Raw genomic sequence first — 12381 nt, 5'->3', positions numbered from 1 at the left:
TTCAACGGGGCATGTAGCGAAGCTGCCAGCACCTAGGGATTTTCAGCGAAGCCAGGCCCAGCAAGGCTGCCAGCAGGGCGCTGGCGAGCAGGGCTAAGCGGTCGAATTGCTGTTCGAGCAGGACGCCCGCGATGGCGCCCAGGAGCATGCCACACCAGGGGATCAACTGCACCCGCCAACCCAGCTTGCGCTGGCCGAGCAGGGTGCGGCCCAGCCCACGCCCGAAGCGCGACAGGGCACCGGTGACATAGGTCAGGCCGATGGGCAGGCCGTTCACTTCCTCCACCACCGCATTGATCATGCCCATGGCCATGACTGCCGCCAGCAAGGCGGGCAGTTGAAGTAGCTCGGGCATCAGGCCGGCCAGGGCCAGCAAAGTGGCGATCAGGCTCAGCAAAGGCCAGGGACGACGGCCTGTCATTGCTGCAACGACCACGCCCAAGGCGTTGCCCAGAACGAACGCACCGATCACCAGCACCAGGCGCAGCACAGGGCCCAGCTCGGCGCTGCCCAGCGACACCGCCAGGCGTGTGGTGTTGCCACTCATGAACGAAACGAAATCGCCTGTGGCCATGAATCCGATCGCATCGGTCATGCCGGCCAGCACGGACAAGCCGGCGACGAAATAAAGGCCCACCGTGCCGCGGCGCTGCACGTGTCGATGGCAGTGACCATTAGCCGATTGGCTTCCTGGTAGCATCGTCGTTTCTCCGGTTCAGTTCAGGCGGGCTTGCAACCCGGCGATATGGGCTTGCAGGCGTTCGTGCTCGTCGCGTTCGGCTGTGATGTCTTCGAACACACTGATCAGATGCTCTGGTCGGCCGTCGGCGTGTCGCTGCAGCGAAGTGCGTGCGCGCACCCAGAGGTAGTGGCCTTCCTTGTGGCGCACGCGCTTTTCCACTTCGTAGCGGTTGATTTCGCCTGCCAGCATACGTTCGAGGAGCACCAGGTTGTCTGGCAGATCGTCGGGGTGCGTGAGCTGCTGGAAGGTCATGCCATACAGCTCCTGCTCGCTGTAGCCGAGCATTTCGCAGAAGGAGCTGTTGACCCGCTGCCAGCTGCCATCAGGGCCGATGTAGGCCAAGGCGCCCCAGGCCAGCTCGAAAATGGTGCGAAAGCGCTCCTCGCTCTGGCGCAGTTCCGCCTCGGCGACTTTGCGCTCGGTGTCGTCCATGCTGATGCCGACCATCTTCACCGAGCGCCCGGCGCTGTCCTGCAGCACGGTGGCGCGCGACGCGATCCAGCGTTGGCTGCCATCCGGGCGGGTAATGCGAAAATCGCACTCGCATGGAGTGCCGGTAGCCACCGCGCGGGTGTACATGGCATGCATCTGCTGGGCGTCTTCGGGCGCCACATGGGCCCAGAAGTCCTCGTTGCGCCGCACGGGCCAGCCATACACGGCCTCGACGTTGGGTGAATAGGTCACCTCATCGCTGACCAGGTTCCACTCCCAGGTGACAATTCGCGCGCCTTCCTGGGCCAGCTTCATACGCGTCTCGCTTTCCATGATTTCGGCGGTGTAGCGTCGGCGTAGATCGGTCATCGGCAGTTCCACCACCTCGGCGTGCTGCACGCTTTGCAGCGCTTCTTCGCCATAGCGCAGCCAGATCCAATTGACGTTGAGGAAGTCCGCCAGCTTACGCAGGTTGTCGTAGTCGATCTCGCCGCCCCGGGTCCACTTGTGCACGGCTGTGCGAGAGATGCCCAACGCAGTGCCTACAGCCTGTAGCGTCAGTTTGTGGTGTTCGAGCAGTTCCTTGAGGCGAAAGGCGAAGCTGTTTTCCGTCATGTTCAGGGTCCTGGCAGAAGCGCGAGCTGCGAGTATACCTGAGCTGTCAACTTGAAGTTGACGAGGTGCAAGCGTGCGTTCGAGCTGAAGGGCGCCTGCCGCTGAGGTACAGGGCAGGCGCTCAAGCTCTGGTCAGGAAAGAAAACCGCCGTCCACGTTGAGTGCAGTGCCGGTGGTGTAACTGGAGGCGTCGCTGGCCAGGTACAGCACCGCGCCGGCCATTTCGCCGGGATCGGCCACGCGCTTGAGGGGGATTTGCTGCAAGGCGGCATTGCGGATGGCGTCGTTCTTGACCAATGCCGAGGCGAACTTGGTATCGGTCAAGCCTGGCAGCAATGCGTTGCAACGAATGCCGAACTGCGCACACTCCTTGGCGAACACCTTGGTCATGTTGATGACTGCGGCCTTGGTCACCGAATAGATGCCTTGGAACAATCCGGGCGATACGCCATTGATCGAGGCGACGTTGATGATGCTGCCGCCGCCGTGTTCACGCATCAGCTTGCCGGCCTCCACCGACATGAAGAAGTATCCGCGAATATTCACATCCACGGTTTTCTGGAAGGCGCCGAGGTCGGTGTCCAGCACATTGCAAAACTGCGGATTGGTGGCCGCATTGTTGACCAGGATGTCCAGGCGTCCGAACTGTTCACGGATACTGGCGAACACCTGCTGGATCTGCTCCATTTCACCGATGTGGCAAGCCATGGCAGTGGCCTTGCCGCCAGCGGCGGTGATGGCGTCGGCGACCGCTTGGCAGCCCTCGAGCCTGCGGCTCGAGACGATCACATGGGCGCCTTGCTGGGCTAGCAGATGGGCGATGGCCTCACCGATGCCGCGGCTGGCGCCGGAGACGAAGGCGATTTTGCCGTCGAGGTCGAACAGCGTGGTCTTGGACATGCCGGATTTTCCTTGTTATCAGAGTGAGGACTTATCGATCACTTGCAGGGCCATGTGTTCCAGCAGCCGGTTCATGTGGATGAACTGGGCAAAGCGTTTGTCCTGGGTCTGGCCATGGTGGAAGCGGTAGTAGATCTGCTGGACGATTCCGGCCAGACGGAACAGGCCGTAGCAATAGTAGTAATCGAAATTGTCCAGGTGGATACCGGCGCGTTCTGCGTAGTAATCGACGAACTGGCGACGGGTCAGCATCCCAGGGGCATTGCTCGGCTGACGTCGCATCAGTTGCACCGGTGGTGGGTCGTTGGCCTCGATCCAGTAGGCCAGGCTGTTGCCCAAGTCCATCAACGGATCGCCCAGGGTGGTCATCTCCCAGTCCAGTACACCAATGATGCGCATGGGGTTCTCGGCATCGAGGATGACGTTGTCGAAGCGGTAGTCGTTATGCACGATGCCTGGATGTGGATGATCGGCGGGCATCTTGTCGTGCAGCCAGGCGATCACCTGTTTCCATAGCGGGGCATCCGGGGTCAGGGCTTTTTCGTAGCGGCTGGTCCAGCCTTCGATCTGACGCTGTACATACCCTTCTGGCTTGCCCAGGTCGGCCAGGCCGCATGCGGTGTAGTCGACCTGGTGCAATTCCACCAGGCGATCGATGAAACTTTTGCACAGCGCCTCTGTGCGGCTGGCATCCAGGCCCAGCGAAGGCGGAATGTCCGAACGCAGGATGACGCCCTTGACCCGCTCCATGACGTAGAACTCAGCGCCTATCAGCGACTCGTCTGTGCAGTGCACATAAGCTTTGGGGCAGTACGGGAAGCCATCGTTGAGCTGATTGAGGATGCGGAACTCCCGCCCCATGTCATGGGCGGACTTGGCCTTGTGGCCGAACGGCGGACGACGCAGGACAAACTCTCGATCCGGGTAGGCGAGCAAATAGGTGAGATTCGACGCGCCGCCAGGGAACTGGCTGATCGAGGGCTTACCCTGCAAGCCTGCGATATGAGCTTTCAGATAGGGATCGATGACGGCCGCGTCGAGCTCTTCGCCGGGGCGTACCTGGGTGGATTGATCGGTGAGCGTCATGCGTTTTCCTTATTTTCCAGCGCAATAACTATTGGCTAATCTAATTTCGCTACGTCACTGGCACAAGCGTACCAAGGGGCTTATAGGCAAGGGTGTTGCCGCTCAATCACTCATCTTGATGGGCCTTGCATGGCCGCCGGCAAAAAAAAACCGAAGCCAGTTGGCCTCGGTTTTTCATCGGCAATCGCTCAAGCCACTCAGGCGGGGAACAGCTCGCTGAGTTTCATCGACAGCATCATGTCGCCTTCGACGCGCAGCTTGCCGCTCATGAAGGCCTGCATGCCATCGGTGTCACCGCTGACGATGCCTTTGAGGGTTTCACTGTCCATGACCAGGGTGCAGTTGGCGTCCGGGTTTTCGCCTTCCTGCAGGTTGCAGGTACCGTCCTTGACGATGAGTGCATAGTGCTTGTCTTCGTCGGTGATGTTGAAACCGAACACCAGGTCCAGGCCGGCGGCAGCGGATGGGTTGAACTTCTCTTGCATCTTCTTGACGGCATCAGCTACGGAGGTCATGGCGCATTCCTTATAGAGTGATATTCACGTCCCCGGCGGGGACAACAGGCCGGGCTCATCGATAGGTGACAAGCTCCGGCGTCCTCAACAGCTGCACGTGGGCTTGGCTGTTGAAGGAAGCCAGTGTCACGTCGTTGCCCCGAAATTTCAGGTGGCTGAGCGACGTGTTGATGATCTGCCAGTTGAGCGCGAAGGCTTGGCCGGGCGTGATCCGAGTAACCAGGTGGAGCAAAGCGGCGATGGTTCCGCCGGACGTAAAGATGGCAATGTTGTCGCCTCGGCTTGCGCTTTGGAGCACTCGAGCAAGGCCGCCCTGGACTCGGGCAGTGAACGCCTGCCACGTCTCCAGGCCATCGCTTTGGTGTTCGCCATCGTGCCAGCGTTGCACCATCAGCGCGAACAGGCGCTGGAACTCGCTGCGATGGGTCGTGCCGTTGCGCAGGATATGCAGCGCGTCGGGCTCTTGCGGCAGCAGGTCGGGAAGCAATGCACGGATAACGCCATCGGCATCGAACTCGTTGAACGCCGCGTCGGTCTCAATGGCCGGCGTCGAGCAGCCTTGGGCCTGCATGGCCTCAAGCGTAAGGCGCGCAGTGTCTTGCTGGCGGCGCAGGTCGCCGGCCAGGCACCGATCCAGACGCAGACCGAGCTGGGCAAGATGCTCTCCCAACGCGTGGCTCTGGCGTGCGCCGACGGGTGAGAGGACGTCGTAGTCATCGGCACCGAAGGAGGCTTGGCCATGTCGGATCAGGTAGATATTGCCCACGGAGAGGTCCGGTCCAAGGGAGTTGCTGCGAGGTTAGGATGCGACAGACAGGCTGTCAACGAAAAAACATACAAGCGTTTGAAAAGGTTGTTTGAACTATGTTGCCAGCGTTTTCCCCAGCTGGCAGCGCCTGTGACGCAACGGTATGCTTGATGCAGTTCGCGCCTTCAGGCGCTGGTCTATCAAGGAGTCAATGTGGAGTTTCTTGCCGAATACGCAAGCTTTCTCGCCAAAACCGCCACCCTGGTGATCGCCATCCTGGTGGTCTTGTCGGCCATTGCCGGCTTGCGGGGCAAGGGGCGGCGTAAATCGGGCGGGCATTTGCAGGTCACCCGTCTCAATGAGTTCTACAAGGAGTTGCGCGAACGCCTCGAAGCAGGCGTGTTCGACAAGGCCCAGCTCAAGGCGCTACGCAAGCAACAAGCCAAGACGGAAAAACAGCAAAAGAAGAGTAAGGCCGAAGAGAAAAGCCGTGTGTATGTCCTCGATTTCGATGGGGACATCAAAGCATCCGCCACCGAAAGCCTGCGCAACGAAATCACCGCGCTGCTGAGCCTTGCCACCCCCCGTGACGAGGTCGTGTTGCGTCTTGAGAGTGGTGGTGGTCTGGTGCACAGCTATGGTCTGGCTGCGTCGCAGCTGGCGCGCATCCGTCAGGCCGGCATTCCGCTCACCGTGTGCATCGACAAGGTTGCCGCCAGCGGCGGCTACATGATGGCCTGCATCGGCGAAAAGATCGTCAGCGCCCCCTTTGCCGTGCTCGGTTCGATCGGCGTGGTGGCTCAGCTGCCCAACGTCAATCGCCTGTTGAAGAAGCACGATATCGATTATGAGGTGCTCACCGCCGGCGAGTACAAGCGCACGTTGACGGTGTTCGGCGAGAACACTGAAAAGGGCAGGGAGAAGTTCCAGGAAGACTTGGATATAACGCATCAGCTGTTCAAGGATTTCGTCTCCCGCTACCGCCCTCAGTTGCACATCGATGAGGTCGCCACAGGCGAAGTCTGGCTGGGTGTCGCCGCGCTGAACCGAAAACTGGTCGATGAGCTGCGCACCAGTGATGAATACCTGAGCGAGCGCGCCCGTGAAGCGAATCTGTTCCACTTGCGCTTTGCCGAGCGCAAGAGCTTGCAGGAGCGAATCGGCGTGGCGGCCAGCGGTACCGTAGAGAACACATTGGTCGGTCTCTGGAGTAAACTGAGCCGCCTGCGCTAACACCTTGAGCCCCTTGAATATTTTTTCTAATCAGGGGGGTTGCAAGGATCAACGAATGTAGACATAATGGCGTCCATCGAAACGCAGCAAGCTTTAAAAAGCGCTGAAGTTTCAAGGAGATAGCGACGCGAAAGCAGCTAATTCCGAACTTTGAGGCCGAGTAGCAAAGTGGTTATGCTCCGGATTGCAAATCCGTCTACGCCGGTTCGATTCCGACCTCGGCCTCCACCATTCAAAAGCCCCGCAGATTAACGTCTGCGGGGTTTTTATTTGCGCGCAAAAAATACCGAAGCCCTAGAAAAATCACATCAGTCCCAAACCTCCTCATTTGAAGGTTTGGCAATGGCCCGACGCTTCAACGTATCGACGGGTGTGCTGGCCAGCCAGGTACTCCGGGCGCATGGAAGCCTTGTTCCAGATTTCGTCTGCCGCATAGAAGTCGCGAGCCTTTTTCTGATTGCGACGCACTAACAGCGCGGCTTGTAGGTCGCAAAAGTCCATGGCGCTCCCCTTAGTTGATGCACGAGGGCGGGAACTAGGATGTCTTTATGTGCCCGAAGTCTGACGCTTAAGCCGTAGAACCCCGAGCAACTGCTCAGCCCTTGGCGTGATGTTTGCTGTTGGTGTTTCGTCCCAGGCAGTGATCACAAGTAGTTCATAATGAATGTGACCTCGCTGTTGGCGGAGCCGGCGCTCATCCCTTTATCATATTGACCAGCATCAGCATTCGGTAGTGTACGGATATATTTTGCATTCAAAGGTAAGGAAAAGCTTCCGCCGTCGCTTGAATATTCGTTAAACACATAGGTTGTGTCTAGTTGTATGGGGGTGTAGTGATCGTCTAGTAATTGAAGGGCAATGCCTTTGGCGGTAGAGCTGTTATTTAGCTTTATAATGCCGAGTTCGCTATTCACCGCCGGGGAATCTGCAGTGGCGGATAAGCTGTAGTTGACTTTCTGGATCCCGCTTGGGCAATTATTGAGTTTTATATAAAATTTTTTGGGCGGGGTGGAGTTTCCGTTGCTCGAGAAAGTGCTTAGATTGTGTTCGCCCATATCTACAGCAATGTTCGGTGTCTCGCATGATTGGAGTATGATGGATGAGCTTTTATCAGTAATCATTGCCAGGGGCCTTACAGTTGCTGACTCGACCTGAATAAAACCCAGGGTTCCGGCCGGTATGGTTGCGCCTGGTGATATACTGCCTGTTTTAATGATGCGTAGGGCATTTGTTGTGGTGTTGAATCCATATCCGCCCGGATTCCTAGTGCTTCCGCCGCCGAATCCTATATAGGGTGAGCCTTGGTATATCCATTGCCAGGACAGTCCTGTATTACCAATCGGGAAATAGGATGTCGTTGCGGAATCGCTTCCTACATTGTTTTTTATTCCTGTTGTGAATGTAGTGGAACATGTGTATGAGGCGTTTCCATAGAAGGTTTGCGGTGGGGACTCATAGATAATGGTGTTGTTTGCTGCGTCCCTGGGGATGGATAGGCTTGAAGGAATACTTATCGATATTTGTTTTTGCGAGTGCCCTTCAAAAAAGTTGCAGGCTGCAAATGAAGACGGTGGTGCAATTATTAGTAAGGCCCAAGTGGCCAAGAGTCTGAGGGACTTCATTATTTGCCAAACCTCTCAGGGTGTTTTCAATTAAATGCTAGGTGCTCGGTTTTTAAGCGAAGGTAAAGCGTTCTTCAGCGCTGGGCTGATGAACTAGGTTGTATGGCGTACTCTAGGCGGCGTAGCAGGTTACAAAGCTTGCTTGGTTATTAAGCGTTGTATATTGGCTCGATGAATGAATCGTCTAAGTTATGCTGTGTCCGCCCTCAGCTTAATCAGACAATTCTGATAAAGCCGCTACTGTGTGTCGCCCGTGGCTTGCTCATCTATCTACGGTGCCGTTACCTGCGTGCTGCATGCCGCGTTGTAATGTGCTCGGGGCGTCGAATGGAAGGCGCTCCCGAGAGTTGGATGCGGCCCTGGCCGCGTTCGGCGCTACCGAATCGGAGAGATTGAGATGTTGGATCCGGAGCAGGCGAAGCTCTACCCAGGTGCGGGTTAGTCTGATTCTCCACTACGGAAATGATGTGTGGAGGTTATTTGATTAGTGATGAAGGGGAGGATGTGGCCACTGAGGCTGGTCGGTATCGCCTTCAGATGATCTAGGCCTGTCAGCTGATCGTAAGGCAACAAAAAGCCCGCTCCATGGCGGGCTCTCTGTGACGGGTGCTGATCCTTCAACTGCGTAGGATTGTAGGGCCAGTGGGTGACGGAATGCTAGAAAAAAGGCCCGCCGGAGCGGGCTGAATGTCCCAACATGAACAAAGTTGACTTTACAGTCAGCTTTGTGAAGAAATCGTGAAAGCGCGCGTTCAAACCATCCCCTTGGAAATCCGCTAGTCGTGCTGTGCTACCTTCGTGGATTGGTGTCCTTTCGATGTTGATTGCTAGAATCCCTTAGTCACTAGGGATCTATCGTAAATGTATCGACTTCCTGTCCTCGTTTGTTCCGCCGTGCTCGTTACGCTGGCTGGGTGCGCATCGCCAGGTCAGCCAACTGGCACCAAGCTAACCCGCAAAACCCCCGAGGTATACGCAGCATGCGTTCTGCCAAAATGGCAGGCCATGGCGCCGCTCACCACTCAAAAATCCATCTCCAATGGTTACCGCATCACAGCGCCCAGCGCAGTGACTTCCGATGATGTGCTTGAGATCGTCAAGTACCATGAGGGAAGCCGCGCAACGTTCTACAAAGGCAGTTTCCTGTCGACCGATAAGCTGCGCACAGCGGCACGAGAGTGTCTGGATTGATGCCCTAAGTCACAGCATTGTGCACCAATGCAAAACCCCGGCACTGCGCCGGGGTTTCGGTAGACGGGGCCAAGTCCCTTTGGCTCGATTGATAATGATCACGTTGCGTGACAAGGGTGTGACAGACTCCCCAGTGGTTACCAATGCCTTGGTGGCTACTAACGCGCACCACCCTCGCCACCCATGTGGCGATGTCACGGCATCGGGTTCAAAGTTTGGATACGTCAGTTGTGGGCGCGTCGGCTGGTGTCTCGTCGGTGCTGACCACCTTTGTGGGCAGGGTGGAGAAGGTCACCGCATATTTGCCGAGGTCTTTTTCCTGACGCTGGAAATTGATCGACACTTTTTCGCCTTGCCACGAAAGCACTTCGGCCAAATAGGAGGCCCCGGAAGTCATCTTGATCCAATGGCTATCCTGCTTTGTGGGTTGGCCGAATTGCTCGGTCAGCAGGTCCGTTACCAGATTCAAGCTATTGGCATTGCCACTGAAGACCAGTTCCTGCACCCGGCCACCTGCCAACGTGGCGACCAGCTCGTAGCCTGGGGAAATGGGCAGGTATGGCAAGCCTCGGACCTCGAAGCGGTTCGGGTCGGCGGTAGCGACCCGGCAGGGTTTGTCTGGCCTGGCAACATCGGCGGGGCAGGGAGCAACTTGATTGAGGAAGTCGCCCTGAAGATCGATACCCAGAAACGAGGTCGGCTCCAGTTCCCATGCAGGGCTGTTCTGCTGTGCGTTCGTCCACAGAGGAAGCATGGCGAGCAGGCCCGCCGAAACAGTTAAAAGAGGTAGAGGCTTCATGGAGTCCATTCTTCGAAGAAGATTCAACAAGGGGTGTAGATTACCCACATGCACAGCACATTCAATGCTGTCAATAGGCCTGCTTCGCAGGTGCCCTGCGGAAAAGGAGCAAAACGTTTCTGAAAAGTTCCATACGAAGCGAAAGGGTGTGACGCAGGTCGCGTTTTAGGCGTGGTCGCGCGATGGATCAGAAAAAGAAAAACCCGCCAGGAAGGCGGGTTGAAAGAACGTACGAAGCGGTTTCAGTGTGCCCAGTCGATTGTCAGAAATTCGTGAAGCGCCTGTTCACAGACTGTCGATGACTCTCAAAAATGGGTCAGTTCAAGGCGACTGATCACGCAAACCGAGCCGTCTTCAGCGGGCGTTGAGTCGGTAAAGTCAATCTGGTTGTACACGCCGCCATGGAAGTTAAAGTTCCTTGCGTTCCATGTGCTCGCCAACTGAAGTGCTGGAGAGCGGCCTGTACGGCCATTGCAGGTTGCGCTGAGGATGACTACGCCGCTGGATGAAACTTCGATGATGATCTCGAACGGTGCTCCCAGCGGCACCTCGGTCAGAAAGGTGGTCGTGGGTGCGGTTGCCTGGTTGAATTCGGAGCGAAAGCCGTAAGTGAGCTTGCCTTTGTTCCAGAACACTTTGATGGGTGGGCTGTCATCGTCCTTTACGTGCAGTTGTGAAATCACCACTTTTTGTAACGAGTTGACCTTCTGCAGCGTGAACGTTTGGTGGTTACGGTGGGTAGCGGCGCTGCCCAAGCCCCAATAGACAGGTTCCTTCCATTCGCAACGGGTACGGTGTGTGCTTTTGCTGGCCGCGCCCTTGGTAGGGGCGTTCAGGCGAATGGAACCATCGGGCAATCGCGCGACAAACTCACTCAACGTAGCCAGGGCAACGGCACCGGTGACTTCCAGGGCCACGGGGTTGGTTTCTGATTTAGGGGCAGGCGTGGTGATGATCAGGTTGTCGATGTTCACAGTCATGCGGGTTCTCCTTGATGAAACACAGGTCCACATAGTTGCGAGCATCGAAGCAGGGCATATGGTTCCCACAAAGATTGCGCCGGGAGACCGAATGGGCAAAAAAAGCCCGCCAAGGTGGCGGGCAAGAACGTTTGAAGGGAGAGATTGGAGACTAGCGGTTGAGCGGTTAAGCCAGCGTTAAGCTGTCAACAATTGACCGCGACTGTTGATCGGCCTATACAGGCCTGTTTTGACCTTGGGAGCCCAGCCATGCACGACGAAGACGACCTGCACGAACCCGAGCACGATCATCTGCTCGACCACGAGTTTCTGGAGGAGGATGTCGATCCGGAAGCCGACGCTCATGGAGTACTGGACGAAGCCGAGGAAGATGAAGAGCTTCGGGATGACTTCGATGACGAGGAGCATCCCGCCTGGCACGACGACATCGACGATTGAGTCGTCGTGCCAGTGTTGTGGCCGTCAGCGACGGTCCAGGGAGAAGCGTCCTGCGCCGCTCACCGCCAGTAGTAACAGCCCGCCGACGATGCTCATGTTTTTAAGGAACTGGGTCATGTTGGCGCTGCGCTCCGGGTCGACCATGTTCCAGTATGGATGCCCGATCAATGCAGTGCCCAGAACGAACAACGCGAACAGGAAGGCCAGCGGGCGCGTATAGAAGCCCAGGATCAGCAGGATGCCAACGGCGAACTCCATGATCACTGCAATGGCCGCCGCGAGCATGGGCGCAGGGGCTCCGAGGGAGCTCATGTAATTGACCGTTCCTTCAAAACCGGTCAGTTTGCTCCAACCGGACAGGATGAAAAGGATCATCAGCAATACACGGGCGAGCAGGATGATGATGTCGCGTTGACCATCGAAGAGGGAGTAGCGCATGGTGGCATTCCAGTGAGCGGGGACATGTTCCACTGTAGCAGTCGGTACACGTTCTGCTGGGCATGAAAAAGGCGCCGCAAGGGCGCCTTTTCAGAAGGAGATGGTGCGAGTGGCGGGACTCGAACCCGCAAGGCTCACGCCGACAGATTTTAAGTCTGCTGTGTATACCAATTCCACCACACTCGCACGCTTGAAAGGGTCGTCACGACCGGCGCGCTTCAAGGCAGAAGGGCCTGACAATCAAGCGCGCTTTATAACCCACCGTTATAGACAAGTCAACCGCACCTGCCGTTTCAGGGGGTTAATGCGTGGGCGATCTGACGCAGCGTGCAGGCAGAGGATTTCAGGCCCTGGGTATGGCCATCCATTGCCTGGGCATCGTGTCCGTGCACACGATGGCGAAGGTACCGGGCGTGTCCGGAAAGCCCGCGGCAGACAACTTCCAATTCGTTGGCGGTGCGTTGGAGATCATCTTGCAGGCGCTGCATGCGCAAATTGACGAGCATCTTCGTTCCTGGCTTTGCAAAGGCCGGAGCACTATAGGCCAAGGGCTATCTTGCTGTCATTGAGCCTTGCAAGTCCGTGCTCAGGCCCAACGCGTTGCAACTCTTTGCTGGCCGAACGGGAACCATGACGCGTCCA

The 12381-nt window shown here is 57.1% G+C and carries 15 protein-coding genes and 2 tRNA genes; 4 read left to right on the top strand and 13 right to left on the bottom strand.

Annotated features, from left to right (window positions below; all coding sequences use genetic code 11):
- Position 1: 1 nt before the first annotated feature.
- The 6 genes from J5X93_RS16760 to J5X93_RS16735 all read right to left on the bottom strand — a co-directional run bounded on the left by J5X93_RS16760 (position 2) and on the right by J5X93_RS16735 (position 5056).
- Entirely contained in the window at positions 2-700 is a 699-nt protein-coding gene (locus J5X93_RS16760) for a YoaK family protein (RefSeq protein ID WP_250033745.1), read from the bottom strand.
- 15 nt (positions 701-715) lie between these two features.
- Complete coding sequence (locus J5X93_RS16755; RefSeq protein ID WP_043211706.1) at positions 716-1789, bottom strand: helix-turn-helix domain-containing protein; 1074 nt, start codon at positions 1787-1789, stop codon at positions 716-718.
- A gap of 132 nt (positions 1790-1921) precedes the next feature.
- Positions 1922-2689, bottom strand: a complete 768-nt coding sequence (locus J5X93_RS16750) for an SDR family oxidoreductase (protein WP_043211707.1) — start codon at positions 2687-2689, stop codon at positions 1922-1924.
- An 18-nt stretch (positions 2690-2707) separates the two neighbouring features.
- Complete coding sequence (locus J5X93_RS16745) at positions 2708-3775, bottom strand: phosphotransferase family protein (RefSeq protein ID WP_182942740.1); 1068 nt, start codon at positions 3773-3775, stop codon at positions 2708-2710.
- Between the two features lie 197 nt (positions 3776-3972).
- Positions 3973-4290 carry an SCP2 sterol-binding domain-containing protein gene (locus tag J5X93_RS16740; protein ID WP_043211712.1) on the bottom strand — a complete coding sequence of 106 codons (318 nt, stop codon included), beginning with the start codon at positions 4288-4290 and terminating at the stop codon, positions 3973-3975.
- A 55-nt stretch (positions 4291-4345) separates the two neighbouring features.
- Positions 4346-5056: a histidine phosphatase family protein gene (locus J5X93_RS16735; protein ID WP_070572818.1), complete on the bottom strand. Its 711-nt coding sequence runs from the start codon at positions 5054-5056 to the stop codon at positions 4346-4348.
- 195 nt (positions 5057-5251) lie between these two features.
- Between J5X93_RS16735 and sohB the strand changes: the two genes are divergently transcribed.
- On the top strand, positions 5252-6271 hold the full coding sequence (sohB, locus tag J5X93_RS16730; protein WP_090344554.1) for a protease SohB: 1020 nt from the start codon (positions 5252-5254) through the stop codon (positions 6269-6271).
- A gap of 154 nt (positions 6272-6425) precedes the next feature.
- A tRNA-Cys gene (locus J5X93_RS16725) sits at positions 6426-6499 on the top strand.
- A 96-nt stretch (positions 6500-6595) separates the two neighbouring features.
- Here J5X93_RS16725 and J5X93_RS16720 read toward each other — a convergent pair.
- The gene (locus tag J5X93_RS16720; protein WP_182815486.1) at positions 6596-6772 is read right to left on the bottom strand and encodes a hypothetical protein; all 177 of its coding nucleotides are present in this window, start codon (positions 6770-6772) and stop codon (positions 6596-6598) included.
- Positions 6773-6915: 143 nt separating this feature from the next.
- Positions 6916-7893 carry a fimbrial protein gene (locus J5X93_RS16715; RefSeq protein ID WP_182942847.1) on the bottom strand — a complete coding sequence of 326 codons (978 nt, stop codon included), beginning with the start codon at positions 7891-7893 and terminating at the stop codon, positions 6916-6918.
- 861 nt (positions 7894-8754) lie between these two features.
- Here J5X93_RS16715 and J5X93_RS16710 point away from each other — a divergent pair.
- Positions 8755-9084 (top strand): hypothetical protein, encoded by a 330-nt coding sequence (locus J5X93_RS16710; RefSeq protein WP_090344558.1) that lies wholly within the window; start codon positions 8755-8757, stop codon positions 9082-9084.
- Between the two features lie 208 nt (positions 9085-9292).
- Here J5X93_RS16710 and J5X93_RS16705 read toward each other — a convergent pair whose 3' ends face one another.
- Both J5X93_RS16705 and J5X93_RS16700 read right to left on the bottom strand, forming a co-directional pair.
- Entirely contained in the window at positions 9293-9883 is a 591-nt protein-coding gene (locus J5X93_RS16705) for a hypothetical protein (protein ID WP_139205749.1), read from the bottom strand.
- Between the two features lie 305 nt (positions 9884-10188).
- Positions 10189-10863: a polysaccharide lyase family 7 protein gene (locus J5X93_RS16700; protein WP_090344561.1), complete on the bottom strand. Its 675-nt coding sequence runs from the start codon at positions 10861-10863 to the stop codon at positions 10189-10191.
- 249 nt (positions 10864-11112) lie between these two features.
- On the opposite strand from J5X93_RS16700, the gene J5X93_RS16695 reads away from it, so the two are divergent.
- On the top strand, positions 11113-11301 hold the full coding sequence (locus J5X93_RS16695) for a hypothetical protein (protein ID WP_043211724.1): 189 nt from the start codon (positions 11113-11115) through the stop codon (positions 11299-11301).
- A gap of 24 nt (positions 11302-11325) precedes the next feature.
- Here J5X93_RS16695 and J5X93_RS16690 read toward each other — a convergent pair whose 3' ends face one another.
- From J5X93_RS16690 to J5X93_RS16680, 3 genes are all read right to left on the bottom strand, one after another.
- Entirely contained in the window at positions 11326-11739 is a 414-nt protein-coding gene (locus tag J5X93_RS16690) for a DoxX family protein (protein WP_043211726.1), read from the bottom strand.
- Positions 11740-11840: 101 nt separating this feature from the next.
- Positions 11841-11925, bottom strand: a tRNA-Leu gene (locus tag J5X93_RS16685).
- A gap of 107 nt (positions 11926-12032) precedes the next feature.
- Complete coding sequence (locus J5X93_RS16680) at positions 12033-12245, bottom strand: hypothetical protein (protein WP_090344564.1); 213 nt, start codon at positions 12243-12245, stop codon at positions 12033-12035.
- Positions 12246-12381 lie beyond the last annotated feature (136 nt).

The sequence above is a fragment of the Pseudomonas sp. BYT-1 genome (assembly GCF_023611805.1).
Taxonomy (GTDB): domain Bacteria; phylum Pseudomonadota; class Gammaproteobacteria; order Pseudomonadales; family Pseudomonadaceae; genus Aquipseudomonas; species Aquipseudomonas guariconensis.
Note: the sequence above shows the minus strand (reverse complement) of the source record. Positions and strands in the feature narration are given on the sequence as shown.

Bases quoted from the DNA above. Each gene is read 5' to 3' on its own strand.
- J5X93_RS16760 (WP_250033745.1), bottom strand. From the start codon at position 700: ATGCTACCAGGAAGCCAATCGGCTAATGGTCACTGCCATCGACACGTG.
- J5X93_RS16755 (WP_043211706.1), bottom strand. From the start codon at position 1,789: ATGACGGAAAACAGCTTCGCCTTTCGCCTCAAGGAACTGCTCGAACAC.
- J5X93_RS16750 (WP_043211707.1), bottom strand. From the start codon at position 2,689: ATGTCCAAGACCACGCTGTTCGACCTCGACGGCAAAATCGCCTTCGTC.
- J5X93_RS16745 (WP_182942740.1), bottom strand. From the start codon at position 3,775: ATGACGCTCACCGATCAATCCACCCAGGTACGCCCCGGCGAAGAGCTC.
- J5X93_RS16740 (WP_043211712.1), bottom strand. From the start codon at position 4,290: ATGACCTCCGTAGCTGATGCCGTCAAGAAGATGCAAGAGAAGTTCAAC.
- J5X93_RS16720 (WP_182815486.1), bottom strand. From the start codon at position 6,772: ATGGACTTTTGCGACCTACAAGCCGCGCTGTTAGTGCGTCGCAATCAG.
- J5X93_RS16715 (WP_182942847.1), bottom strand. From the start codon at position 7,893: ATGAAGTCCCTCAGACTCTTGGCCACTTGGGCCTTACTAATAATTGCA.
- J5X93_RS16710 (WP_090344558.1), top strand. From the start codon at position 8,755: ATGTATCGACTTCCTGTCCTCGTTTGTTCCGCCGTGCTCGTTACGCTG.
- J5X93_RS16705 (WP_139205749.1), bottom strand. From the start codon at position 9,883: ATGAAGCCTCTACCTCTTTTAACTGTTTCGGCGGGCCTGCTCGCCATG.
- J5X93_RS16700 (WP_090344561.1), bottom strand. From the start codon at position 10,863: ATGACTGTGAACATCGACAACCTGATCATCACCACGCCTGCCCCTAAA.
- J5X93_RS16695 (WP_043211724.1), top strand. From the start codon at position 11,113: ATGCACGACGAAGACGACCTGCACGAACCCGAGCACGATCATCTGCTC.
- J5X93_RS16690 (WP_043211726.1), bottom strand. From the start codon at position 11,739: ATGCGCTACTCCCTCTTCGATGGTCAACGCGACATCATCATCCTGCTC.
- J5X93_RS16680 (WP_090344564.1), bottom strand. From the start codon at position 12,245: ATGCTCGTCAATTTGCGCATGCAGCGCCTGCAAGATGATCTCCAACGC.